This is a genomic window from Paenibacillus thermotolerans, from assembly GCF_028745515.1.
GTDB lineage: Bacteria > Bacillota > Bacilli > Paenibacillales > YIM-B00363 > Paenibacillus_AE > Paenibacillus_AE thermotolerans.
The window spans coordinates 136,347-162,195 of the sequence record NZ_JAQZSG010000003.1 but is presented as its reverse complement, the minus strand read 5'-3'; the positions used below and the strand labels follow the sequence as shown (position 1 = coordinate 162,195).

The window sequence follows — 25,849 nt, the reverse complement described above, 5'->3', positions numbered from 1 at the left end:
AGATAAGCCGAATGTCGGATAACAATTTGCTCTCCCCGAACAGCGCGCCGCACAGCGACGTGGAGGAGATTAAGCGCCGAAGCAATTATTTGCGCGGTTCCCTCGCGGAAACGCTCGATGACCGGATTACCGGCTCCATACCGGAGGACGATAATCGGCTGATGAAATTTCACGGCAGCTACATGCAAGACGACCGGGATTTGCGCAACGAACGGCAGAAGCAGAAGCTGGAGCCTGCTTACCAGTTCATGGTGCGCGTTCGCGCGGCCGGAGGCGTCGTAACGCCGGAGCAGTGGCTCATGATGGACCGGATCGCGCAGCAGTTCGCGAACGGGACGATCCGCCTGACGACCCGGCAATCGTTCCAGCTGCACGGCGTGCTCAAATGGAATATGAAGCATCTGATCCGGGAAGTGAACGATGCGCTGCTCAGCACGTTGGCCGCTTGCGGCGACGTGAACCGGAACGTCATGTGCAACCCGAATCCGTACCAATCGGAAATTCACGGCGAAGTGTACGAGTGGGCAGGCCGCATCAGCGAGCATCTCAATCCGCGGACCCGAGCGTATCACGAAATTTGGCTCGACGGCGAGAAGGTGATCGACAGCCGGGATACGGCAGTGGAAGAGGAGCCGATTTACGGCCCCGTCTATTTGCCCCGTAAGTTCAAGATCGGCGTCGCCGTGCCTCCGTCCAACGACGTGGACGTGTTCTCCCAGGACTTGGGGTTCATTGCGATCGTCGAGGACGGGAAGCTGAAAGGCTTCAACGTTGCGGTCGGCGGCGGCATGGGGATGACGCACGGCGATCCGAACACGTACCCCCAAGTGGGGCAAGTGATCGGCTTCTGCACGCCGGAGCAGACGATTGACGTAGCGGAAAAAACGGTCACGATTCAGCGGGATTACGGCGACCGGGCGGTCCGGAAGCATGCGCGGTTCAAATATACGATCGACGACCGCGGCATCGATTGGTTTATCAATGAGCTTCATCAGCGTCTCGGCTGGAAGCTCGAGGATGCGCGGCCGTACCGTTTCGACCACAGCGGCGACCGCTACGGCTGGGTGAAGGGCAGCAACGGGAAATGGCATTTCAATTTATTCGTTCAGAACGGCCGGGTGAAGGACGAGGAAGACTATCCGCTCATGACCGGACTGAGAGAAATCGCCAAAGTCCATACGGGCGATTTCCGTCTCACGCCGAACCAGAACTTGATCATCGGCAGCGTCAGCAGCCAAAAGAAGAAAAAGATCGAGGAGCTGATCAAGCAATACGGCCTAAACGACGGAGCCCGGCATACGGCGCTGCGGAGAAATTCGATGGCGTGCGTGGCGCTGCCGACGTGCGGTCTTGCGATGGCGGAGTCGGAGCGCTATCTTCCTTCGCTGCTGGATAAAATCGAGCCGATGCTGGCTGAGGCAGGGTTGAGCGACGAAGACATCGTCATCCGGATGACGGGATGCCCGAACGGCTGCGCCCGACCGATGCTTGCGGAGCTTGCGTTCATCGGGAAAGCTCCCGGAAAGTACAACATGTATTTAGGCGGCGGATTTGCCGGAACGCGGCTGAATAAGCTGTATAAAGAAAATATCGGCGAGTCCGAAATATTGGAGTCGCTGGGACCGATTATTCGGCATTACGCGAAGGAGCGCCGCGAAGGCGAGCATTTCGGGGACTTTACGATTCGTGCCGGGTATGTGAAAGAAGTCCGGTCCGGGCAAGACTTCCATTCCTAATTCGATTGCGCGATGCGTGAAAGGGTCAGCCGTTTGACGGCTGGCTTTTTTCATTCGTTACGGCAGTCTAGAGATGTAAAGATCCTTCTTGTTTTCCATAACTTTCAAAGATAGTATAGGGAAAAGGGACTATAAGGAGGATAAACGCGATGAAAGCAAAGTGGACTAACTCCGCATTTGCATACGCTTTTGGAATGCTCGCCATGATGATTCCCGGACAAGCGTTCTTGTCGTTTCACAGCTATTATTTTGTCGATAAGCTCGGGCTCGCGGTCGCATTTGCAACCATCGCGAGGTCGATCTATTTAGTATGGGACGCGGTCAACGACCCGCTCGTCGGGTATTTATCCGACGGCACAAGATCGCGGTACGGCAGGCGGAGGCCGTGGATGCTTGCGGCGCTTCCCGTATATATGCTTTCGTTTATATTCATGTTTTCGGCTCCCGGCGGAATGAGCGATAACCAGCTGTTCGTTTGGTTCCTTCTTGCCCTTATTATTTTTGAGAGCGCTTCCGCCGTATTATGGGTCAATTACGGAGCGTTGTTCCCCGAGCTGTTCAAAGGGGATCGGGTCCGCGCCAGAGCGTCCGCAGTGAAACAAGGCTTTCAAATCGTGGCGATTTTGATCGGAACGGCGGCGACTCCGCTCATTTACGATGCTTACGGCTTCCAAGCGATGGCTATATTGTACGGCGTCTTGTTTGCCGTCTTTATGATGTTTTGCATATCCTCTGTCAGAGAGGACGAAGAAGCTCAGAAGGAGCCCCCGCTGCCGTTTAAAGAAGCATTCCGCGAAACGCTGAAAAATAAACCGTTTTGGATATTTAACATTGCGAACTCGTTCGCTCAAACGGTGAACGGTTTGCTTAGCTCGGCGATTCCTTTTTACGCGAAGTACGCTCTGAAAATTCCGGAGGCGCAAGTATCGATTTTGCTCGCATCGATCTTCGTGTCCGTCATACCGCTTGTTGCGGTATGGTATTGGATCGTCAATAAGACGGGGGTCAAACGAAGCTGGCGAATTTCGCTTGCCGTTTACGGCCTGTCCGTCATACCGTTGTGGTTTGCCGAAGGGCTGGCGGGCGGGGTGGCAGCCGGCATTATGGTCGGCTTCGGGCTATCCGGCTTCCTCGTTACGCCGCCCGTGCTCAGCAGCCAAATTATCGACCGGGATTACGAAAAAACGGGGCGCAGAAGAGAAGGGATCTACAGCTCGGTCGGCGGATTCATTACCCGTTCCAGCGGCTTGTTGTCCGCCGTTGCATTTTGGACCGCGAGCTACTTTTTCGGTTATATTAGCGGCAACGAACCCGGCGGCAACCCGGAGGCGGCGTTCCGTTACTTGATTTGTATCGTGCCGCTCGTCCTGATGGCAGTCTCTTTCTCCATTTCGCTTCTGCTGAAAGGATATGACGGGAACGGCAGCGCTCCGGCGGCGAACGGAAGCAGCGTACAACAAGCTTAACGAAGGAGAGGAGGATCGTAAGCATGGGCAAGTTTCTCATTATGAACTGCGACGATTTCGGGCAATCCCGTTCGGCGAACGAAGCGATCGTTCATTTGCTCGAGGAGCGGAAGGTTTCCTCCGCGACGATTATGGCCCCGGCGCTCGCCTTCGCAGAAGCGGCCGAATGGTGCCGGAAGCAGTCCGAACCGATGGTCGGCCTTCATTTAACGTTCACGAGCGAATATGACGGCTTTCGTTACAAAAGCCTGACGAACCGGGAATCGCTTCACGACGACAGCGGATATATGCCGAAGACGAATCTCGAGTTCGAGCGGAAAGCGAAACCGAAGGACGTCAGACGCGAGATGGCCGCGCAGTTCGAAGCGGTGCGCCGGGCGGGCATCCGCATTACGCATGCGGACAATCACATGGGGAGTTTATACGGGCTTGCCACCGGTCGCAGCTATCTACCGGACGTGTTTTGGCAATGCGCGAGGCGAGGGCTGCCTTTCCGAATTTTTCGAAACATATATGAGAAGGACGATTTCCTTGCATCGATCCCGAACGCAAAGCAAACTTTGGATAAGGTCGTAACGGTTGCCGACGTTCTCGGCGTCCCGATGCCGGATTACTTGCTGAGCCACCCATACGACGTCCAAAAGGGCGAAACGTACGGCAGCTTCAAAAGGATGATCATAGAGAAGCTTTACGAGCTGCCCGATGGGATCAGTGAAACGTATATTCATCCCGCCGTTGAATCCGCAGAGCTAAAGAAGCATGTGCCGTCTTGGCAAAAGCGCGTATGGGAATTCAAGCTTATGCTGGATGAAGATTATGCCTACGCGCTGAAGGACGCTAAAGTAACGCTGACCGATTACCGGTATGTTAAAGCACATCGGAGAAAACCGCGTTTGCCCGCCATCGTTAAGCTTCCGGGCCTATTGAAAAGCAAATAAGCCTAGTGTTGTTGAGTAAATGTCGTATCGTGTCTTCGGCGATCGCTTTCGGCGATCCCGGCGGCACTTTTTTTTTCGCCTTCCGATCTTTATGTCTCCATTTCTGCGTCCCGCACTTTTGGCAAAAGGATGTTTATAAAGTGTCGTCCGTTTTCCATAATGAAGCCGAAATTTCGCTGACTTCCGATATTATGGTGAAAGTGTGTTCATAATCGGCATTTTATACGACATGTTTTGAACAGCGGACTGCCATAAATAGATTCGCAACCAGTAATAACCTCTTCAGTTCGACCAAACCGCAACAGCTTATGAACAGCCTTTTTCCAAAACACCGATACAAAAAATCGTTAACAAAACAAAGTATATACTTTTAACGAAAAAGATTGAATCATGGACTATCAAAGTATATAATTACAAACAAAACGTATACGTAAAATTGTAATATATTGATGTCATGATAGGAGCGAAACACATGAATCATCTTTGGAACGCGAAATGGATTTGGGTCGATTTGCCGGAATATACGCCGAACGTTTACGCCGAGGCTCGGACCGTCTTTACGATCGATACGGCGGTCTCGGCTGCGTCGCTGCACATATCGGCCAATCAGGAATATAGGGTGTTTATCAACGGCGAGGAAGCCGGAAGGGGGCCGTCGCCGGCGGACAACGATTGGCAATATTACGACACGTACGACGCGGCGGAATATTTGATCGAAGGGAATAACTGTATTGCAATACTCGCTTACAACTTCGGAAGCAAAGAAATCGTCACCGGCCAGCGCCAAGGTCCGGGAGGAATCATCGCGCAGCTTGATGTCCGAACGGAAGAAGGGGAATTATGCGTCGGGACGGACGAAGCGTGGAAATGCAGACGCTCTCCCAGATGGGTGCAATCGGTATCCCGGATGCATCTGTGGAACGGCTTTAAAGAAATTTATTTGGCGCAGCGGGAGGACGGCTGGGAATGTGCCGGCTACGACGATTCGGCGTGGGAGAACGCCAAGATCGTCTGCGCCGCGGAGCAGACGGGTTCGCCTTGGCCTAGATTGCTGGCGCGGGAAATTCCGTTCCTGCATCGGGAACGGATCAGGCCGTCCTCGATCGTTCGTGTGGAAGAAAACTTCGGCTCCTTACAAGGAGAGAGGCTGTTTTTAGCAGATGTGGACGAGGATGAGGCGGCAACAACGATGACGATCGATGCCTCCGTCCCGGGATCGCTGCCGGGGGTAGTTTACGATTTTACCGCCGTGAAGGTCGGATATCCCGAAATCGTGCTTGATGCCCCGGAGGGCGGCGTGCTGCAGCTATTTTACGGCGAATCGCTCGAGCTGACGCTGCTGGATACGTTCGTGCTCGGGAAAGGCGAAAACCGCCTTACGCCGTTCGGACGGCGGGCGTTCCGTTATTTGATGCTGTCCGTTCAAGCGACGCCTGCGCCGATCCGTATCTACGATCTGAGCGTCACATTCGTGCATTACCCGTTCGCCGCGGAAGGTACGTTCGACTCCAGCGACCCGCTGCTTAACCGGATATGGGACGTAGGGCGCTACACGACGATGGTCAACAGCCAGGACCATTTGGAGGATTGCCCTTACCGCGAGCAGGCGCTATGGGTCGTCGACGCGGTCGTCATGTCCAAGGTCATTTACCATACGTTCGGCGACAGCGCGCTGCTTCGCAAATGCCTCCTTCAAGGAGCTCGAATTCAAAATCCGGACGGCTCCATTCCCGGCACCGGACCCGAGCGCAATTCGTTCCTGCTTCCGGACTTCAACGCCTACTGGTTTTTAGGCGTATACGACTACTGGCGTTATTCCGGCGACGATCGGGCGATTACGGAGCTGTGGGGACCGATACAACGGTTGATTCGGTGGTTCCGCGATCAAGAGGACGAGAACGGTTTGTTTTCCCGCGCCGACCGTCCCGGATGGTGGTGCTTTGTCGATTGGGCCGAGTACATAGACAAAAGAGATAAAGTGACCGCTATCTCTTGTCTTCACTATAAACTGCTGCGCAAGGCAGCCGAGGTTGCCGGGAGAATCGGTGAGACCGGCTTCGCCATCGATTGCAATCAACGGGCGGACCGCTTGCGGGAGTCGATCCGGACGAATCTTAGGGTTCCCGAGAAACATGTGTTCGCGGACTGCTTAACGGAAGACGGATTGTCCCGGCAAATTACGTATCAGACGAATTTTATCGCGATTTGGTGCGGGGTGATGACCGAGGAGGAAGCGGAGCATTTCATTACGCAAGTGTTTATGAAAGGACAATGCCCCGAGCTGAAAGGCGCTTTCTTTTACCATATCGTGCTGGAGGTGCTGTTCGAACGCGGGTACGGGGAAGCGGCGCTCGACATCATCCGCACCTACTGGGGCGAGATGCTGGCCAGAGGCGCGACGACGTGGTGGGAAACGTTCGATCCTTCGACGCCGCACTGCACGATTCCCAGTCCGTTTCAGGGCAACACGCCGACCTATTTGGCGGATCATATTCCGGTCAGCCATTGTCACGGATGGGGAGCGTCGCCGACTTACCTGCTGACGCAGCGGGTGCTCGGGATCGACGTAAGCGGCTTGTCGGAGCGCATCGTTCACCTCACGCCGTACACAACAAATCTCGAATGGGCGAAGGGCACCGTGCCTACCCCTTACGGTCCGATATCGGCCGAATGGAAAAGAGGCGGCGGCTCGTCCGTCTTTACCGCCCGGCTTCCGCGGGAGCTTCAATGGAAATCCGACCGGCTTGAGCAAGTGATGGAGGTTGAGCAGGGAGACACCGTGATCGTCAGCGGTGTAATGATAGAGGCATAACTACAACGCTCCCTTGAAGGAGGGGATGCCGCGGCACAAGCACAAAAGCACACACTCGCAAGGTTGGATTCGCAAGGTAAGACACCTAACGAGCGCGCATACGGAACAAAAGTAAAGGAGGAGTACGATGAGAAAGAAAGCAAGGTTTCTTTCCGTTTTTGCAGCCGTCCTGCTTGTATGCCAAACGCTTTTGACCTCCGCGGCATCTGCGGCAGCTTACGATCCTGCACTGACGGAGAGCGGGCATGTACTGAAAGGAACTCATATTTATTCTTCGCTTATTATTAACGATTTTAACACGCCGGAGGATGTCGCCCTTTGGAAAGCCGGTGAAAATACGCGCAGCATAAGCTTCGCAACGTCCATTTTAAACGGGCCGGGAAACACGTACGAAGGCGCGGGAAGCTTGGAGCAGCGGCCGACTCAAGTAAAGGCGTACGAATGGCGGACGATTTACCGCGAATTTACACAGCCGCTCGATCTTTCCGAACACCGGTTTTTGGCGTTTGCCGGCAATAGCTGGGGCTTTCGCCCGGGCGATTATTTCATGAAGGTCCGGTTGTACAGCAACGATCAACTGTTTGAATCGAACGTGAAGCTCAAGCCCGATTCGTGGACGACCGCTTTTATCGATCTGGCCTCCTGGCCGAACCGGAATGCGATAACGAAGATGGACATCTCGTTCATGTTCAACTACGACCTGGAAGGCTTGCCGCCGGGATCGCCGGGGTACGACTACTGGGACGGAAGGTTCCAGATCGATTACATAACGGCGACCAACATCTTAGACTTCCGCTTCTCGCACGACGGCATTACGGAAGGCTTCGAAGCGTACCAAGGCAACGTCGGCGCCGCGCAAGGCGTGCTTCGGTATGCGCCGGCTGAGGCCGGCTCCTATCTGCTGTCCCCGATCATCAAGGAAAATATCGACGAGCGGAATACGCTGACGGTGAAGCTGAAGAACGGATCGCCGGCTGCGCAAGTGAAGCTCTCATGGATTACGGAACAGGATCAAGCTTGGGATGAGGAAAAATCGAAGGTGTTCGCCATTGCGCCAAACAGCGGCAGCAGCGTTACCTACGATTTGAATATGTCCGACAAGAGCGGTTGGTCCGGAAATTTGCGCCGCTTCAAGCTGGAACCGCTATTTCCGGACGAGGCGGGGGGAGTGCTCGAAATCGATGAGTTTGAGTTCAACATTTTGCCTGAATTGGTCGGAACGTTGTACGGCTCTATGAACGACGTTCGAATCGCAGACGGGCGTACCGTTCGTGTAGACGGCAGCGTGGATGCCGAAGCGGCCGCCGCACATCCGAACGCGGAGCTCGTGCTATATGAGTTACCTGCCTACGAAAGCTTCCAAAGCGGCGCGACGGAAGAACATGCGGTTGCGACAACACCGGTTGCGGAACGTTATTCCTTCGAGGTCGGGCTGAACGAAGGCGAGCGAACCCGTCTGTTCTCCAAATTTTTCGTCGCTATCAGGGACGGGGATGAGCTGCTTCCGGTCGATGTGCCGAAATATATCGTCAATCCGGATGCGCTTGCCGAAAGCCGGTTTCCGTTCCCGGAGCAGGACAGCATAAAGGGGTTGCAGGTGCAGTATACGGACGACGCGGAGGAGCTCGGCATTCGGCATGCGGCGCTGAACGTTTCGTACAACAGTTATTTGTACAAATCGAATAATCATCCAGACAACACCATTGTGTACCGGTTTAACGGAGAAAATTTTTACATTAAGAAAAATGAAATCGAACGGCTCGACCGCGATATTAAGAGCTTGTCGGACAACGACGTCGTCGTATCGCTCATTCTGATTATGTATCGGTCGCTGGACCCGGATACGCCGAATGACATTCTGCTGCATCCGGATTCGGAGCCGGGCGGCATCGTGTACGCCTTTAATACGAAAAATGCTCAGGGCGTCAAATATTTTACGGCGTTCACCAATTTCCTGGCGGAACGGTATTCGAGAGCCGACGAACGGTACGGCCGGGCGGTCAACTATATCGTCGGCAACGAAGTCGGCCAAAACAAAGTGTGGTACAACATGGGGCCGAAGCTCATCCATGACTACGTAGACGATTACGCCCGCACGCTTCGGTTGGTCAATACGGTTGTAAAGAGCCACTACGACGGCGCGAGAGTATACGTTTCGCTGGACCACTTCTGGGACGAGGATATTCCTTCCACTTCGCTATGGAAGTACGACAACCGGAAAATTATCGATTTGCTGTCGGAAAAAATTCGCAGCGAAGGCGATCTTCCGTGGAACGTCGCATTCCACCCGTATCCGGAAAACTTGTTCGACGCGAAATTTTGGGAGGACGAATCGCCGACGTACGATTTTGAGACGGACCGGATCACCTTCAAAAACCTTGAAGTGCTCGTCGATTACATGAAGCAGGACAATTTGCTGTACAACGGCGCGATGAGGCGCATTATTCTTTCCGAGCAAGGCTTCCACAGCGAAAACACGCCGGAAGGTCAGCTCGTCCAAGCGGCGGCTTACGCGTACGCGTATTACAAAATTAAATTTTTGGACGGCATCGATTCGTTCATCATGCACAGGCATGTGGATCATGCGCAAGAGGGCGGGCTCAATCTCGGCTTGTGGACGAATCTTGCAGGGCAGATCGCTACGCCGGACCAGCACAAGAAAATTTACGACGTGTTCAAGTATATCGACACGGAAAAATCGCTCGAGGCGACCGAGTTTGCCAAGGCTGTAATCGGGATCGGCGATTGGGCGGACGTGATCCCGGGCTTCGACCCGGTCCGGCTTACGGACAGGGAGCTGCCGGCGCAAGCGGGCTCGGAGCGCGTCGGCAAGCCCGTTCAGTTCGTCGAACTATCCGGATTTGAGGACGGAACGGACGGCTGGCAGCGGGCGGATAACAGCCAAAACGTCGAAAGAATTACGAGCGACGCGTTCAGCGGGTCCGCATCGCTTCAGGTGCGCTTCAATGAGCTGGCCAAAATGTGGCGCGGCGCCGACCTTCAGCTGTCCGAACCGATCGACGCCGCCGCCGTGCCGAATTTGTCGCTTGCATTAAAGCCGCTCGGGACCGAATCTAAAGATTCGTATTACGCAAAGGTGAAGGTGTACAGCGGTTCGAAGGTCATGGAAACGACCGCCCCGCTCAGCCAAGGGGAATGGAATCATATATCCTTGAATCTGGAAGGCTGGGATGGCATCGCTTCGATTGACCGCATCAAGGTATGGATGAATTCGCCGACTACGAGCCGCTGGAACGGTTCGATGCTGATCGACGCGGTCGGCTTTTCGAAACGGATTGCTCCGGACGGCGGACAGTCGAATGTCGATATCGCGGCAGAGCTTTTATCGGAGCGGCTGGAGCCGGGGGCGCAAGTGTCGGTCAAAGTAACGAATCTTGACGCTGCACGGCTGACGGGAGACATTGAAATTGCCGCGAGCGATACGATTTCTTTCTCCGAGAGCTCGCTGCATGTGAACAAAATCGCCCCCGGCGAGTCCAAGACGTTCACGCTTACCGTATCCGCCTATAACCCGGCCGCAAGCGGTGAGATCAAGGTCGCATTCTTGTATAAGGAAACGGTAATCGAGCAGGTGCTGGCGGTCGTTAAGGATACGGGCGAGGGCAATGTGCCTGTTAACGAGAAGCTGCTCTACAACTTTGAGAACGGAACGCAAGGCTGGCAAGCAGTTAGCAATATCGACAACGTCGGCACCGTCGAAAGCTTCCTGAACGGGCCGAACAAACCGATCCTCGGCAGCTTTGCATTCAGTGCCCGTTCCTCGATCGTAGCGGCGGACGCATGGAGGGTAGTAAGTGTCGTATTGGATCGGCCGCTGGATTTGACGGAAGCCCAAACGTTCTTCTACCACATCGATTCTTATGGCGGCGTTCCCGGGGCATCTTATGAAACTATGGTTACGCTGTATAGCGGCACCGACAGCATTGCTCAAACCGTAGCCATGGGTTCGGATCGGTGGAACCGGGTCAGCCTCGATCTAGAGGGCTGGGCGCTGAAAAACAACGTTACGAAAATCGAAATCGGCTTCCGTGCAGTAGGCAGCAGTATCGCGTGGAATCCGGAATTTCAACTGGATTACATCGGATACGCCAAGTAACTGAAATATGAGTTAACTCATCAGACCGCCGACACCTAGAAGCAACTATGGTTGCTTGCCGTATTGAAACGAAAAAAGTAATTCACATAGGGAAGGCGGTATATCCATGAAAATTACGAACGTCAAAGTGTACATTTCAGGACGGAAAAATCCGGCGGCAGCGCCGGAAACGAACAAGCAGCCGAAGAAGGGCTCCTGGTTGTCCGAGACGGTGATCGCGAACCCGATGTCGATGTATCCCGAATATTTCGACCGCAGGTCTTCCTGGCTCGGCATGGGGGGACGCACCATCGTCGTGCTGGAGACGGACGAAGGCATCTCCGGTATCGGCGAAACCGCCTCCGGCATGGCGACAGCGCCGATCATTAAACAGCACTTGAGCCGTTTCCTGATTGGGCAAAGCCCGTTTCAGGTGGAGCGGCTATGGGACATCATGTTCAAGTCGACGCTTCCGTACGGGCGGAAGGGGGCGCCGATCATGGCGATTTCCGCGGTGGACCTGGCGCTTTGGGACTTGATCGCGAAGGCGAGGAACGAGCCTCTCTATCAGACGCTTGGCGGGCCGGTGAAGGATAAGGTGCAGGCTTACTGCACCGGCAACGAGTTTGAGAAGACGAAAAACCGCGGCTTTCTCGGCCAGAAGCTGGCGATGCCGTACGGGCCTTCCTCCGGCTATGAAGGAATGCAAAAAAATGCGGAGCTGGTGCGACAAGCGAGGGAAGCGCTCGGACCGGACAAAGAAATTATGCTCGACTGTTACATGGCATGGAACGTCGAGTATACGGTGCGGATGGCCGAGCTTGTCGCGCCGTACCGCGTGAAGTGGATCGAAGAAACGCTGCCGCCGGACGATTACGAGGGTTACGGAATCATCAACCGGAAGGTGACGACGTCCGCGATTGCGACGGGGGAGTACGAGTATACCCGTTACGGCTTCCAACAGCTGCTCGATGCTAGGGCGGCGGAAATATTGCAGCCCGATATCGCGTGGTGCGGCGGTCTTACGGAAGCGAAAAAAATAAGCGCGATGGCTTCCGCCATGCACATTCCCGTCATACCGCACGCGGGCGGACTGCAGCCTTGGGCGCTTCATCTGATCTTTGCGGATTCGAACATTCCGATGGCGGAGTTCGCTTATGTGAACGGGGCGGACAAGGAAAATTACGATCCCGTGTTTTCGGGCATTCAGATGCCGAAGGACGGCTGGTTCTCGCTTCCGGAAGGAATCGGCGCGGGTATCGAGTTCAGAGAGAACGCGTTCGACCACATTGTCGAATTGGAATTGTAAAGGAGGCCGGAGCGGATGGGAGAAACGAAATCGGTCTACAGCGTGCGCTGTCTAAGAACGGCAACGCATACGGCCCCCGAACCGGTCTTCCTCTATATGAAGGGCTTTGACCGAACGGTCGACGTGTATTGTTATTTTTGGCTCATTCAAGGGAACGGGGCAACCGTATTGGTCGATACCGGGATGGGCGGCGATTATCCCGGCAAGCTGCAGGAAAGCGCGCGGGCGATCGAAAAGGGCTTTCCGGTGCCGCCGGGCGAAGATACGTTGTCACAGCTGGCGAAGCACGGACTGCGGCCGGCCGACATCGACATCGTCATCTTGTCGCACTTGCACTACGATCATATCGCCAACGTGCAGCTGTTCGACAAAGCCAAAATCGTCGTCAACAAGAAAGGCTGGGAAGCTGCGCAACTTCCGGTTCACCCGGTGTTCGACGTGTTTCCGAAGGACGTGCTCGGCTACATGACGTCCCGCATGGCTTCCCAGCTGCACCTTGCGGAAGACGAGGAAGAAGTTTTATCCGGGATCGACGTCCTATGGACCGAAGGGCACACACGCTGCTCTCAAGCCGTGAAAATTCATACCGCCAAGGGGAGATTGATTTTGACCGGAGATGTCGCTTATTTGTACGACAATATCGAGCTCGATCACCCGATCGGCCTAGGCGTCAGCCTGTACGAATCGGTCGAAGCGCTGCGAAGGCTGAAAGCGGAAGGCGATTTGCTGCTGCCCGGTCACGACAAGCGGATTCTGGAACGATACCCGGACGGAATTATCGCCTAAGAGGCGGAACAGATCAAGCGAGAGGGGCGCATCGCGGGAATGATGAAAGCATTGCTATGGACCGCGGCGGAACGGATGAATTACATTGACGTGCCGCAGCCGGAGCCGACTGAAGATGAAGTACTGATCAAGGTCGATACGGTGGGCATTTGCGGCAGCGAATTGGAAGGGTATTTGGGGCATAACAGCCTCAGAAAGCCGCTGCTGCTGATGGGGCACGAATTTGCGGGGACGATCGAGCGGACCGGCAGCGCGGCGGCGGGCTTCGTTCGCGGACAGCGGGTCGTCGTTAATCCGTTGTCGTCGTGCGGAACATGCGCCCAATGCCATAAAGGACTTTATCAGCTGTGCAGCGGACGGACAATCATCGGCATTCACCGGCCGGGAGCTTTTGCGGAATATGTGACGGCTCCGGCTGCAGGCGTATATGTGCTGCCCGAGCATCTTCCGTTTGAGACGGCCGTGCTGACCGAACCGCTCGCATGCTCGCTCCGCGCCGCACGCAGAGCGATGGAAGGCCATGCGTTCGCGAACGTCGCCGTTATCGGCGCCGGAGCGATCGGGCTGCTCACCGCGATGTCGGCCCGCATTCTGGGGGCGTCGCGGCTGTTTGTGCTCGACGTGAACGCGGCGCGGCTCGAAACGGTTCGGAAGCTTGAAGTGGGCATCCCGATCGACTCCTCCAAGCCGGACGCAGAAGAGGAGCTCAAGCGGCTAAGCGGGGATAAAGGCATCGACGTCATCATCGATGCGGCAGGTTTTCAGCAAACGCGGTCTCTGGCCGCGCGGCTCGTGAATTCCGGCGGCGACATTATGAATATCGGACTCGGCATCGACGGCACGGTCCTCCCGATCAATCAGTTCATTCGCGCCGAGGTGGATGTGAAAGGCTCCTTCTGCTATACCCGCCAGGATTTTCAGGATGCGCTCGACCTACTCTCCGCCGGGAAGGTAAGCGAAGCGGGTTGGACCGAAATCCGCCCGTTATCGGAAGGGCCGCGTTCCTTCCATGAGCTCGTGAACGGTCAGGTCGCCGCCGGGAAAATTATTTTGAAGCCGTAAACTCTACTGGAGGAAGACCTATGAAATTAGCGGATCGGGTAGCGTTGGTGACGGGCGGCAGCCGCGGCATCGGAGCGGGCATCTGCAAGGAGCTTGCCAAAGAAGGCGCCATTGTTGCGGTAAACTACACAAGCCATGCGGCGCAGGCGAACGAGGTGGCCGGCGCGCTGAGGAAAGAAGGCTATCTTGCGGCGCCGTTTCGTGCGGACGTGTCGAATAAACAAGAGGTCGACCGCATGATCGATGAGGTCGTTCAAACGTACGGCCGGATCGACATTTTGGTAAACAACGCCGGCATTTGTCCGTTTGCGGATTTTTTCGACATCGATGAAGCGACGTGGCGGAAGACGATCGACGTCAATTTGGCCGGAGCGTTCTTTTGCTCGCAAGCGGCGGGGCGTTACATGCGGGATCAAGGAAAAGGGACGATTATTCATATCGGCACGGTGACCGCTTTTCGCGGAGGCAAGGAGCAAGTGCACTACGCGGCCAGCAAAGGAGGGCTCAATTCGCTCACTTCCTCCATGGCCGTTGCGCTCGGGCCCTACGGCATCCGGGTGAACGGCATTCTATGCGGAGGCGTCCCGACCGATATCAATAAGCATCAGTTCGCTCCGGGGACGCATGTCCCGAAGGCGAAAATCCGAGCTCTGCCGGCGGGAAGAATCGGCGATCCGGAGGATTTGGGGAAAGCGGCCGTCTTTTTCTCCTCGGACGACAGCGAGTGGGTGACGGGAGCGCTGCTGGCGGTAGACGGCGGGGCGCTTGTGATGTAATGCAAGCCGGCATGACTTCCGGGGCGATCATAATGTAACTCCCGCACGGCGATTATATCCAATTCGTATGGAATTGCTCATTGCCGTCGCATAAAGTATACTTAAAGGCATGACGGGCGGGAGATGACGTTACCATGGATAAAACCGAGAAAACCCCATTGTACCAATATATAATCGACGATATTAAAGGAAAAATCGCACGCGAAGAGCTTCAGCCGGGAGATCCGCTGCCGACGCAAATCGATCTGGCGAAAATGTACAATATAAGCGAAATTACATCCAGACGCGCCCTTTCGGAATTGGTGAAGGAAGGATACATTTATCGGATTCGGGGCAAAGGCAGCTTCATTAAAGAAAAGAAACCGCAGCTCGACGACGACGTTTCGATCCGAACGATTTATTTCGTGCACAATCAAATTTCGATCGATAAATTCAATTTCCGGTTTTGGAACGATATGCTGGAAGGAATCAAAGAGGTTTGCGAGGAAAACGGGGTCGACTTTTATTTGTGGGATTCCGGCGATTCCGACCGGCTTCCGGACGACCCGAATGCGGCTTTCATATTGAACACCCGGCCCGATTTCCATTTGAAGACGCTCGAAACGTGGAGAAACGAAGGCCGTCGAATCGTGACCGTGCATTTCTATTATCCGTACTTACATATACCTTATGTGATCGTAGACAATTTAACCGGCGGATATTTGGCGACCCAGCATCTTATTTCCTTGGGACATCAACGGATCGGCATTATTTTGACAGGCAAATCGCTGATCGACTTGAACCAGGAGTTTTCATTGCGCTTGCAAGGGTACCGGCTTGCGCTTCAGCAGCACCGCATACCGTTCGAGTCCGAGCTCGTTTGCGTGATGGACGGTTCGTCCGAGAGCACGGAAATGGGGTACGAAGGGTTCAAAAAGCTGTTTTCCGCCGACCGGCCGCCGACCGCTGTATTTGCGACCAGCGATTATAAGGCGATCGGAGCCATGCAAGCGGCGCGGGAAATGGGGCTTTCCGTTCCCGAAGATGTGAGCCTGGTCGGTTACGACGACATGCCGGTCAGCCAATACACGCATCCGAATTTGACGACGATCAATCAAAATTCGATGCGAATGGGCCGAAGGGCGGCGGAAATATTGCTGCACGAGCTTCCGGGAAAGCCGCAATCGCTCGTAAAAGACGAAATCGTCCCGAAATTGGTCATTCGGGACAGTACGAGCGAGCTTCAAGGGGACTAAATCTGCAGGAAGGGAAAGCTGCCGCAGAACGTCCGCCGCATGCGACGTCATATAATGAATACGGTTGATACCATTTGCGAAGGGCGGCGGAACGTATGATGAAGCGCAAACCGGTAATCGGAGTGACCTCCAGCCTGATCGACGACCGGATTACCGTTCACAAAAGCAACATATACGCGATTTCGGATGCGGGAGGCGCGGCGTTCGTGCTGCCGAATAGTTCCGACCGCAGTACTGTCTTGCAATTGGCCTCGATGATGGACGGCCTGCTGCTGACGGGGGGAGGGGATATCGACCCGGATTTGTTCGGTGAAGAGCCGCACCCGATGCTAGGCGAAATTACGCCCGAACGGGACGCTTTTGAAACCGCAATGATTGAAGAAATGCTGCGGCTCGACAAACCGATTCTTGGGCTATGCCGCGGCTGCCAAATGTTGAATGTCGCCATCGGCGGCGACATGTATCAAGATATTTACAGCCAGCACGAAGGCAATCTGCTTCAGCATAAACAGAACGCACCCGTCCGGCACGGCAGCCATTGGATTGAGATCGAAGAACATTCGCTGCTGCACCGCATCATGAACGAAAGACGGATCAGAGTAAACAGCTTCCATCATCAAGCGGTCCGAAACATCGGCAGCGGATTTACGGCTTCCGCGGTTTCCGGCGACGGAATCATCGAGGCGATCGAGAGCAAGCGGCACCGGTTCGCGCTCGGCGTTCAATGGCACCCGGAGCACATGACAACATCAGACCCGCATTCGGGAAAGCTGTTTCAAGCTTTCGTCGATGCTTGCGGCAAGTAAACAAACGGGCCGCCCCGAGTCGCGAAAGACTCGGGGCGGCCCGCGAATTTATACGACTCGGCGTTCCACCGTCATTTCCCAGCCGTCCGGCGCTTCGGCGACAATGTCGACATGCTTCGGCGCCTCGATCCGAAGCGACAGCTTGCCTTCTTCAACGACTCGCCAAGCAACGTCGATGCGGCCGTCGTGCGGCAATGGAACGGAGCCGCTTGCCCACTGCAAGCCGCACGGCTGCGGGGAGACCCGTACGCTGGACCACCCCGGCGCAAGCCCCTGCACTCCAAGCACATACGCGCCAAGGAAGTAAGCGGGGCCGGCCGACCAAGCGTGGCAATGGCTGCGGGTCAACATGTTCGGATTCGTGACATGACCGCTCCACGGATACATTTCCCAGCAGCTCGTTGCGTCGTTTTCGATCATAAAGCCGTAATTTTGGCGCAGATCGTTCATAAGAATGTCGAGCCGTCCCAGCTTGGCCAGTGCTTCATAATAGAAGAAAGACATGAAGGGGCTTCCGACTTGAACGAACGATGCGGGAGGATTCACGACGTACTGCTCGACCTTGGTTTTCCGATCGCCGGCCGGAATGTCGCATAGATACGCTACGATCTGAGACTGCGCGCTTAGGGTGGCGGAAGGCTTGCCGTCCGCGTGAATGCAGTCCAGGTAAGCTTCGCGCGCCGGGTCCCAAAGATAAGTATCGATCGCCTCGCGCAGCTTTACGGCCGCGTCTGCAAATCGCTCCGCCTGCTCGGTGTCGCCGGCCAGCGCTCCGATTTCCGCGCCTTCCCGGAGCGCCTTCACGAAAAACATATTTTGCGGAGTGACGACGCCGCCCCACGGCTGTTCGAAAGGAGCCCAGTCCAGCAGGTTCCAGCCGTTATGCACGAAAAGCCCTTGTTCGTTCATTTTGCTCAAATATTGCGTTAGCGTAAGCTTCACGTGCGGCCAAATGTCCGCGATAAACGCCGGATTGCCGTTGTAGCGGTAATACTCGCGGCACGCGGAAACCCAGAAGAACGTCCAGTTCGGAATGACGCTATTCCAGCCGCTAGGCACCTGGTCCGCATATAACGGCGTTTGAAAGGAGGAGCCGGGCACCAGCTTTAGACAGCGCTCCACTATTTCCTGCGCGCCGAAGGCGTAATAGTTGACGAGCGCCTCGTTGCGCGCGTCTCCGACCCAGAACGCCTGCTCGTAAGCCGGGCAGTCGACGAACGTGTCCTCCATGCAAAGCCGCGCCGTATCGCGGCTGATGCTCCATATGTCGTTCAGCAGCGCATCGCTGGAGCGGAATTTGCCGACCTCCGCCACCGGATAATTGCTTTGCAGCAGCTTCACCTCGTACAGCTTTACGGGACGCTGCGCACTCCGAAATGTCAATGCAACGTAACGCAAGCCTCTCCTGACGAAGGACGTATACGATTGCCGGCCTTCGCGGCACGTGTACCGGAACGTATTGTCCAGTTCATACGTTTGCTGCCGCCAGCCGTCCTTCATATATTCGAAGCCGTATCCGTCCACAACCGTTCCGGCGGCCGCATCGAGTTCAAAGCTGACGTAGCCGGACAGCTCGCGACCGAAGTCGATGACGATTTCCGTATCCATGCCGTCGTACGCCGGAACCCAAGCACTGTCAGGCCCTGCAATGACGGCATGCTGCATTGAGGCAGGAACGGAGTGCGTCTGCTCCCGTACTTTCCACACGGAGGCGGTGAATACGTCGTTCCGATTGACAAACCGCGGTTCGATCGGCCGAATCCATGCTTCGAACGGCTGCAGCTGTTCGGCGGACGATACGCCGCGAATCCGTTCGAAATCGGAGTGAATGTCCGTAACGCCGCGACCGGGCCGATGATCGATAAATTCGGCCGTGCCGAACGGACCGATGGCCGTGAAAGGCGCGTCTCCGCCGTCAGGCGAGCTTACCTCGAACGGCTCGCTGCAGTCGAAGCCGATATGGAAGCCGTGACCGTGGCTGACGGCGGATACGTCGATCAGCAGAAAGTGTTCGCCTTCCTCCAGCGGCAACGTAACGAACCGTTCCGGATGCTCGCCGAAGAAGCTTTCCGCTTCGCACAGCCGTCCGTCGATATAAAGCTTATACGGTATTCTTCCGTTATCCGCGATTCCGATCGTAAACGAGGCGGACTTCTTAAGCCGCACATTCGCCGCCACGTATCCGATAAACTGCACGTTGTTCGCATGCTCCGCGCTTTCCGGCACCATGATGCCGCGCAAGTCGAGCACCGCGCTCCATACGGGCGGCTTCACCGCGCTTATGCTTTCGACGCGCGCCGGATAGACGGGCTCCTCCGTAAGATACGGGATGGGGCGCTTGATCAGCTTTGTCCACGGCTCCATGCCGGCGGGACCGATCGTTACGGCCTGTTCCCATCGGCTGTCGTCGTATCCGGCTTCCGTCCACGACCCGTCTCCGTTTCTTGCATCGACAACCTCCGTAAATCCGAGCTGGCAAGAGATGCGGGACGAGCTGGAATCGTACCACGGATGAACGGACGTTCTCCAACTCGAGTCCGTCGACAGCGTTAACGGATCGCCGTCATGCGCATCCAGCTGCAGCAGCAGCCCGCCCCGTCCCCGCACATATTGAAAGGTCGATATGCCGTAGTGCATCACGAGTACGGCAATGACCGTTTCTTTCCCCGGCTCGAGCAAATGTCCGACCTCGTACTCGTCGTAAGCCAATTCGAAGGGCCAAGAGCGCACGGGGCCGCGGCCGATTTGCTTGCCTCCTACAAACAGCACATAGCGGGAATCCGCCGTTATGCGAAGCGAGGCTTGTCCGATCTTCCCCTGCGGCGTAACGGCCCTGCGGAAGCAGCGCCATTCGTTTCTCGGACTTTGCGGTCCGCTTCCCCAAATCCATGATGCTTTCCATTCCGGCAATCCGATGCTCTCCATGACGAATATCTCCTTATTTCCATTATTTTCGCAGCAGTCATTTTCATTATATAGAAAGAACGCAAGGAAGGAAGGGGGAAATCGGACATGCAGCAGGGGGATACGGACAAGTTGCCGTGCGGATTAAGCTTGTCCTCGTCCCGTCGAAAAGGATATAATGTATTGCATAAATATTATCATTCGCGTTTCGTCGAAATCCAAGTTACTAAAGAAAGCGGGTAAAGCATGGGTCGTAAGTGGAACAACATTAAAGACAAGAAAGCTTCGAAAGACGCAAACAATAGCCGGATATACGCCAAGTTCGGGATCGAAATTTATGTGGCGGCCAAGAAGGGCGAGCCGAATCCCGAATCCAATCAAGCGTTGCGAGTGGTGCTGGAACGCGCCAAAACATACAATGTGCCGAAGGCGATCATCGACCGGGCGCTGGATAAGGCCAAAGGCAGTTCGGACGAGAAGTATGAGGATCTCCGTTATGAAGGCTTCGGGCCGAACGGGTCGATGGTTATCGTCGACGCGCTGACGAATAAGGTAAACCGCACGGTTTCCAACGTACGCGCCGCTTTCACCAAAAACGGCGGAAGCATGGGCGTCAGCGGATCCGTTTCCTATATGTTCGACCCGACGGCCGTAATCGGCGTCACGGGAAAATCGTCCGACGAGGTGCTCGAGCTGTTGATGGAAGCGGATGTGGACGTTCGGGACATCGCCGAAGAAGAGGAGGCGGTCATCGTCTATGCCGAGCCGGATCAGTTCCATGCGGTGCAGGAAGCGTTCAAGAACGCCGGCGTTACCGAATTCACGGTCGCGGAGCTGACGATGCTTCCTCAAAATTACGTTACGCTTCCGGAGGATGCGCAAGCGCAATTCGAAAAATTGATAGACGCTTTGGAAGATTTGGAGGACGTTCAACAGGTGTATCACAATGTTGAATTCGAAGACGAATAAATTTGAAATTATAGAACCGATCCGGCCGTTATTGCCGTACGGTTCTTTTTTTTCTGGTAAAATGGGTAACAAAGGCTTTCCGAGGGAGGGGAAGAAACATGAAGAAGCTGAGATGGGGAGTACTGGGCACGGGCAAAATCATTCAAAAAACCGGCGTAGCGATCCGAAGAACGACGAACGGCGTTTGGTTCGGCGTAGCCGGCCGGAACGTTGAGAACGGCAGGAAAGCGGCGGAGGCCTTCGGAGTCGAAAGAGCCTATGACGGCTATCAAGCGCTCATTGACGATCCGGAGATCGACGCGGTTTACATCGCGCTGTTAAACCATCTTCACATGGAATGGGCCGTAAAGGCGGCTAACGCCGGCAAACACGTTTTGCTTGAAAAGCCGTTCGCTTTAAACATGCGTGAGGCGCTTGCCATCCGATCCGCCGCGGAGGGAAGCGGCGTTCAAATCGCCGAAGCGCATGCATGGCGCTACCATCCCGGTCACGCGGGCGTAAAGAAGATGGTGGAGGAGGGACGGATCGGGGAACTCACGATGATGCACGCCCACTTCTCCTTTGCGGCGGACGCAGCCAGCACAAGGCTGGTCAAGGAATGGGGCGGCGGCTCGCTGTATGATGTCGGGTGCTATCCGGTCGCTTGGAGCCGGTACTTCATGGGGGAAGAGCCGACGGAGGCGGAAGGAAAGGCGTTCTGGGACGAGCGGACCGGCGTGGACCGGCGGTTTGCGGGAGCTCTTTATTTCAGCGGAGGGAAAGTGTCGCACATCAGCTCCGCTCTCGATATGAAGCTCGGTTCTTTTTATTCGCTTCTGGGGAGCGAAGGGAAGATCGATGTCCGGTTCGACGTAACGCCGGATCAATTGACGATTCGTGCTCAAGGACCGTCACCGTCTGAGGAGCGGACTTGGGCGACGGACCGGATTCAGTTTTACACCGATCAAGCGGAGGAGTTCGCCGCTTGCGTGCTAAAGGGAGAAGCGCATCCGTACGGGATCGGCGACGCCATACATAATCAGAAAGCGATCGACGCGCTGTTTTTGTCGGATGCCGAAAATCAAAGAATCGTGTTATAGTTGCCGAAACAAACCACCCCCATGTTCTCAAAAGCGCGGAGCTAATGAGACAGGGAGGTGGTGGTTTTCGTCGTTATTTCGTATGCATCTTAAATTCCAGGAACAGCTCGTTATAGCGGACAAGCATTGTTTTGCCGAGATTTTCGTACACTTCGAGCTTCTCCGTAAGCTCCGGCGAAGGGTAGAAGCGCTCATCCTCGGCAATGTCCGGCGGCAGCAGCTTCAGCGCTTCCCGGTTCGGCGTGGCGTATCCGACATATTCGGCGTTCCGTGCGGCAATTTCGGGATCCAGCATGAAATTGATGAATGCGTGGGCGCCTTCCACATTGGCGGCCGATGCCGGGATCACCATATTGTCGAACCATACGTTGGAGCCTTCCTCCGGGATGACGTAATCGAGCTTTTCGTTCTCCCACATCATTTCCGCGGCGTCACCCGACCATACGACGCCGACAGCGGCTTCTTCGCCGGCCATCAGCATCTTGATTTCATCGCCGACGATGGCCTTCACGTTCGGCATCAATTCGTCAAGCTTGCGCTTGGCTTCCCGCAAACGGTCTTCGTTCGTTTCGTTTAATGAATACCCCAGGCTGTTTAAGCCCATCCCGATGACTTCCCGGGCTCCGTCAACGAGCAAGATTTGATTGCGCAACTCGCTGTCCCACAAATCGTTCCAGCTCGAGAACGTTTTGCCGCCGAGCAGCTCGGGGTTATACACAATGCCTACCGTTCCCCAGAAATAAGGGACGGAATACTCGTTTCCCGGATCGAACGGCAAGCCCATAAACCGGGGATCGATCGCCTTCAAATTCGGAAGCTTGCTGTGGTCGAGAGGGAGGAGCAGGCCGTCCTCCTTCATTTTGCTGACCGCATATTCCGAAGGCACCGCGACATCGAAGACGGCCCCGCCTTGAGCGAGCTTCGTCATCATCGCTTCATTGGAATCGAAGGTTTGATAGATGACCTTAAGTCCCGATTCTTCTTCGAATTCCGCTATTAAATCAGGATCGATATAATCGCCCCAATTGTATACGACCAGCGTGCTGCCTCCCGAATAACCTTCCGCCTCGTTCAAGTATGCGATCAAATATAATAACGCTGCGGAAGCGGCGAGAACGGCGATAAAGGCGCGAACGAGCGATTTCATCGTCCCACCCCCGATCGGCTTGCGCGCAGGCCGCGCCGCTGCATAAAGTAATATCCGATGACCAGCGCAATCGTTAACAGGAACAACAATGTCGACAAGGCGTTAATCGACAAGGAAATACCTTGGCGCGCGCGCGAATAAATTTCCACGGACAACGTGGAGTACCCGTTCCCGGTAACAAAGAACGTGACGGCGAAGTCATCCAGCGAGTAAGTTAACGCCATAAAAAATCCGGCGAATATACCCGGCTTCATATAGGGAAGAATGACCCTCGTCAATACATCCAGCCGGCTTGCGCCGAGGTCTCGCGCCGCATCGACCAGCGTCGGACTCATTTCCTGCAGCTTGGGCAAAATCATAAGCACGGCGATCGGTACGCTGAAGGCGATATGAGAAAGCAATACGGACGTAAATCCTAATCGAATGCCGATCAACGTAAACAGAATGAGGAACGACGCCCCGATCATGACGTCCGGGCTGACGATCAGCACGTTGTTGAGCGTCAGCAGCAACTTTTTCACTTGTCTTCGGCGGACATACAGAATGGCCAGCGCGCCGCAAATTCCAAGCAAGGTGGACGCCGCAGCCGACAGCAGGGCGATGACCAGCGTATTCAACACGATAATGATGAGGCGCGTATCTTGGAATACTTCCTTATACCAGTCGAAAGTAAAACCGTCGAAGCCGTGCATCGTTCCTCCGCTGTTAAACGAATACAACGTTAAATAAAATATCGGCGCATAAAGGATCATAAACACGACGGCTAAATACAGCTTGCCGGCGATTCCGCTCGTCTTCACGGCTGTCTCACCCGCTTTCCGCTGCCGGTTACGGCCATTATGACCGCCATCGCAGCAATGAGAAATACCGCAATGGTGGCGCCCATACCCCAATGCTGAGTTACTAAGAAGTGTTGTTCAATGGCCGTTCCAAGCGTAATGACCCGGTTTCCGGCGACAAGACGCGTAATCATAAAGAGCGACAACGCGGGAATGAATACCGCTTGGCAGCCCGACTTTACGCCGTCGATCGTGAGCGGGAAGATGACGCGCCGGAACGTCGTCCACGCCGAGGCGCCGAGATCCCGCGATGCGTCGACTAGCGCGGGGCTAAGCTCCTCCAGCGCATTGTAGATGGGCAAAATCATAAACGGTATAAAGATATAGACCGCAACGAACAGGAAGCTGAAGTCGGTAAACAATATTTGCTTCGCGCCGATGCCTGCGAATTCCAAAAATTGATTCACGGCGCCGTACGTTCCGAAAATACCGAGAAATGCATAAGCCTTCAATAATAAATTAATCCAGGTCGGCAAAATGATCAGCAGCAGCCAAAGCTGCTTATGCCTGGTCTTGGTAAGAAGGTACGCGGTCGGATAAGCGACGGCAAGAGAAAACACTGTAATGAGAAAAGCGTACCAGAACGAGCTTACGGCCATTTGCAAGTAAACGGGCTGAAAAAAAGCTTTATAATTGCTGATGGTGAAGTTGCCTTCAATGTCTAAAAAGGAATAGTAAACGATCAGCAGCACCGGAGCCGCCACAAAGAGCACAATCCACAACGCGTACGGAACTATGTATAAGTTTCTGCTGTTACCGCTCATGCCGCACCTCACCGTATGTGCCGAGCCTTTTATCGAATTCTTCCTCGGTTTCGCCGATCCGCATCACGTGAATCGCTTCCGGTTCGAAATGCAGGCCGATTCGTTCGCCGACGGTGACTCTTTTCGTGGAATGGACGAGCCATTCGTTCCCCGCATCGTCGAAGGAGCAAATTTCGTAATGAACGCCTCGGAACAGCTGCGAATCGACGCGAACCTGCAGCTTTCCTTCTCCTGCCGGGCGAATTTCCAAATCCTCCGGGCGAATGACAATTTCCACCGGCTCGTTCTTCGCCATTCCGCCGTCCATGCATCGGAACGTCTTGCCGGCAAATTCAACGACGAAATCGTCCGGCATTCTCCCAGGGACAATGTTCGACTCTCCGATAAAATCGGCGACGAACCGGTTGATCGGTTCATCGTAAATATCCGTCGGCGTTCCCGATTGCTGAATGACGCCTTTATGGAGGACGAATATTTCGTCCGACATCGCCAGCGCTTCTTCTTGGTCATGGGTGACGAAAATAAACGTGATGCCGAGTCTCCGCTGCAGCTCGCGAAGCTCGTACTGCATCTCCGTCCTTAGCTTCAGGTCCAGTGCGGACAGCGGCTCGTCCAACAGCAAAATTTCCGGTTCGTTCACAATAGCCCTTGCGATCGCCACTCTTTGACGCTGGCCGCCCGACATTTCATGAATCTCTCTGTTTTCGTAGCTTTCCAGATTGACGAACCGCAGCGCTTCTCTCACTTTGGTTTCGATATCCGCTTTTTTCAGCTTCTTCACGCGCAGCCCAAAAGCGACGTTCTCAAACACGTTCAAATGAGGAAACAACGCGTAATCCTGAAAGACGGTATTGACTTGCCGCTCGTTGGCGGGAGTGCGGTTAATCAGCTTGCCGTTGAAATAAATACGGCCGTCCGACGGCTCCATAAATCCTGCAATGAGCCGTAGGATCGTCGTCTTGCCGCAGCCTGACGGACCGAGCAAAGTATAGAACTTCCCGCGCTCTATTTCAAAGTTAACCTGCTTTAATACTGTCGTATCGTCGTATTTCATGCTTACATTTTCAAATCGTATAATCGGTTGGTCCTCCATAGCAGCCTCCTAAGATGCAAATCGTGGATTTT

The 25,849-nt window shown here is 54.9% G+C and carries 18 protein-coding genes; 13 read left to right on the top strand and 5 right to left on the bottom strand.

What is annotated here, in order from left to right:
* The first annotated feature begins 11 nt into the window (after positions 1-11).
* The 11 genes from cysI to PT964_RS04175 all read left to right on the top strand — a co-directional run bounded on the left by cysI (position 12) and on the right by PT964_RS04175 (position 17,022).
* Entirely contained in the window at positions 12-1,736 is a 1,725-nt protein-coding gene (gene cysI, locus PT964_RS04225; RefSeq protein WP_274362082.1) for an assimilatory sulfite reductase (NADPH) hemoprotein subunit, read from the top strand.
* Positions 1,737-1,885: 149 nt separating this feature from the next.
* Entirely contained in the window at positions 1,886-3,202 is a 1,317-nt protein-coding gene (locus tag PT964_RS04220; protein ID WP_274362081.1) for an MFS transporter, read from the top strand.
* Between the two features lie 23 nt (positions 3,203-3,225).
* Entirely contained in the window at positions 3,226-4,140 is a 915-nt protein-coding gene (locus PT964_RS04215; RefSeq protein WP_274362080.1) for a polysaccharide deacetylase family protein, read from the top strand.
* 472 nt (positions 4,141-4,612) lie between these two features.
* Positions 4,613-6,952: an alpha-L-rhamnosidase-related protein gene (locus PT964_RS04210; protein ID WP_274362079.1), complete on the top strand. Its 2,340-nt coding sequence runs from the start codon at positions 4,613-4,615 to the stop codon at positions 6,950-6,952.
* A gap of 127 nt (positions 6,953-7,079) precedes the next feature.
* Positions 7,080-11,069, top strand: a complete 3,990-nt coding sequence (locus PT964_RS04205) for a DUF5722 domain-containing protein (protein ID WP_274362078.1) — start codon at positions 7,080-7,082, stop codon at positions 11,067-11,069.
* Between the two features lie 106 nt (positions 11,070-11,175).
* On the top strand, positions 11,176-12,357 hold the full coding sequence (locus tag PT964_RS04200) for an enolase C-terminal domain-like protein (protein ID WP_274362077.1): 1,182 nt from the start codon (positions 11,176-11,178) through the stop codon (positions 12,355-12,357).
* A gap of 15 nt (positions 12,358-12,372) precedes the next feature.
* Complete coding sequence (locus PT964_RS04195; protein ID WP_274362076.1) at positions 12,373-13,143, top strand: N-acyl homoserine lactonase family protein; 771 nt, start codon at positions 12,373-12,375, stop codon at positions 13,141-13,143.
* 39 nt (positions 13,144-13,182) lie between these two features.
* Complete coding sequence (locus tag PT964_RS04190) at positions 13,183-14,205, top strand: zinc-dependent alcohol dehydrogenase (protein ID WP_274362075.1); 1,023 nt, start codon at positions 13,183-13,185, stop codon at positions 14,203-14,205.
* Between the two features lie 20 nt (positions 14,206-14,225).
* A complete protein-coding gene (locus PT964_RS04185; RefSeq protein ID WP_274362074.1) occupies positions 14,226-14,981 on the top strand; it encodes an SDR family NAD(P)-dependent oxidoreductase in 756 nt (251 codons plus the stop codon).
* A gap of 134 nt (positions 14,982-15,115) precedes the next feature.
* Positions 15,116-16,216: a GntR family transcriptional regulator gene (locus PT964_RS04180; RefSeq protein ID WP_274362073.1), complete on the top strand. Its 1,101-nt coding sequence runs from the start codon at positions 15,116-15,118 to the stop codon at positions 16,214-16,216.
* A gap of 95 nt (positions 16,217-16,311) precedes the next feature.
* Positions 16,312-17,022 (top strand): gamma-glutamyl-gamma-aminobutyrate hydrolase family protein, encoded by a 711-nt coding sequence (locus PT964_RS04175; RefSeq protein WP_274362072.1) that lies wholly within the window; start codon positions 16,312-16,314, stop codon positions 17,020-17,022.
* A gap of 48 nt (positions 17,023-17,070) precedes the next feature.
* Here PT964_RS04175 and PT964_RS04170 read toward each other — a convergent pair whose 3' ends face one another.
* A complete protein-coding gene (locus PT964_RS04170) occupies positions 17,071-19,947 on the bottom strand; it encodes a family 78 glycoside hydrolase catalytic domain (protein WP_274362071.1) in 2,877 nt (958 codons plus the stop codon).
* Between the two features lie 225 nt (positions 19,948-20,172).
* On the opposite strand from PT964_RS04170, the gene PT964_RS04165 reads away from it, so the two are divergent.
* Positions 20,173-20,895, top strand: a complete 723-nt coding sequence (locus tag PT964_RS04165; protein ID WP_274362070.1) for a YebC/PmpR family DNA-binding transcriptional regulator — start codon at positions 20,173-20,175, stop codon at positions 20,893-20,895.
* Between the two features lie 98 nt (positions 20,896-20,993).
* Positions 20,994-21,974, top strand: a complete 981-nt coding sequence (locus PT964_RS04160; RefSeq protein WP_274362069.1) for a Gfo/Idh/MocA family protein — start codon at positions 20,994-20,996, stop codon at positions 21,972-21,974.
* Between the two features lie 73 nt (positions 21,975-22,047).
* Here PT964_RS04160 and PT964_RS04155 read toward each other — a convergent pair whose 3' ends face one another.
* From PT964_RS04155 to PT964_RS04140, 4 genes are read right to left on the bottom strand one after another with little or no spacing between them, the layout of a single operon-like run.
* Positions 22,048-23,121: an ABC transporter substrate-binding protein gene (locus PT964_RS04155; RefSeq protein ID WP_274362068.1), complete on the bottom strand. Its 1,074-nt coding sequence runs from the start codon at positions 23,119-23,121 to the stop codon at positions 22,048-22,050.
* Positions 23,118-23,873: an ABC transporter permease gene (locus tag PT964_RS04150; RefSeq protein WP_274362198.1), complete on the bottom strand. Its 756-nt coding sequence runs from the start codon at positions 23,871-23,873 to the stop codon at positions 23,118-23,120. Before PT964_RS04150 ends, PT964_RS04155 begins: the two co-directional genes overlap by 4 nt.
* 44 nt (positions 23,874-23,917) lie before the next feature.
* On the bottom strand, positions 23,918-24,724 hold the full coding sequence (locus tag PT964_RS04145) for an ABC transporter permease (RefSeq protein ID WP_274362067.1): 807 nt from the start codon (positions 24,722-24,724) through the stop codon (positions 23,918-23,920).
* The gene (locus PT964_RS04140; RefSeq protein WP_274362066.1) at positions 24,714-25,817 is read right to left on the bottom strand and encodes an ABC transporter ATP-binding protein; all 1,104 of its coding nucleotides are present in this window, start codon (positions 25,815-25,817) and stop codon (positions 24,714-24,716) included. Before PT964_RS04140 ends, PT964_RS04145 begins: the two co-directional genes overlap by 11 nt.
* Positions 25,818-25,849 lie beyond the last annotated feature (32 nt).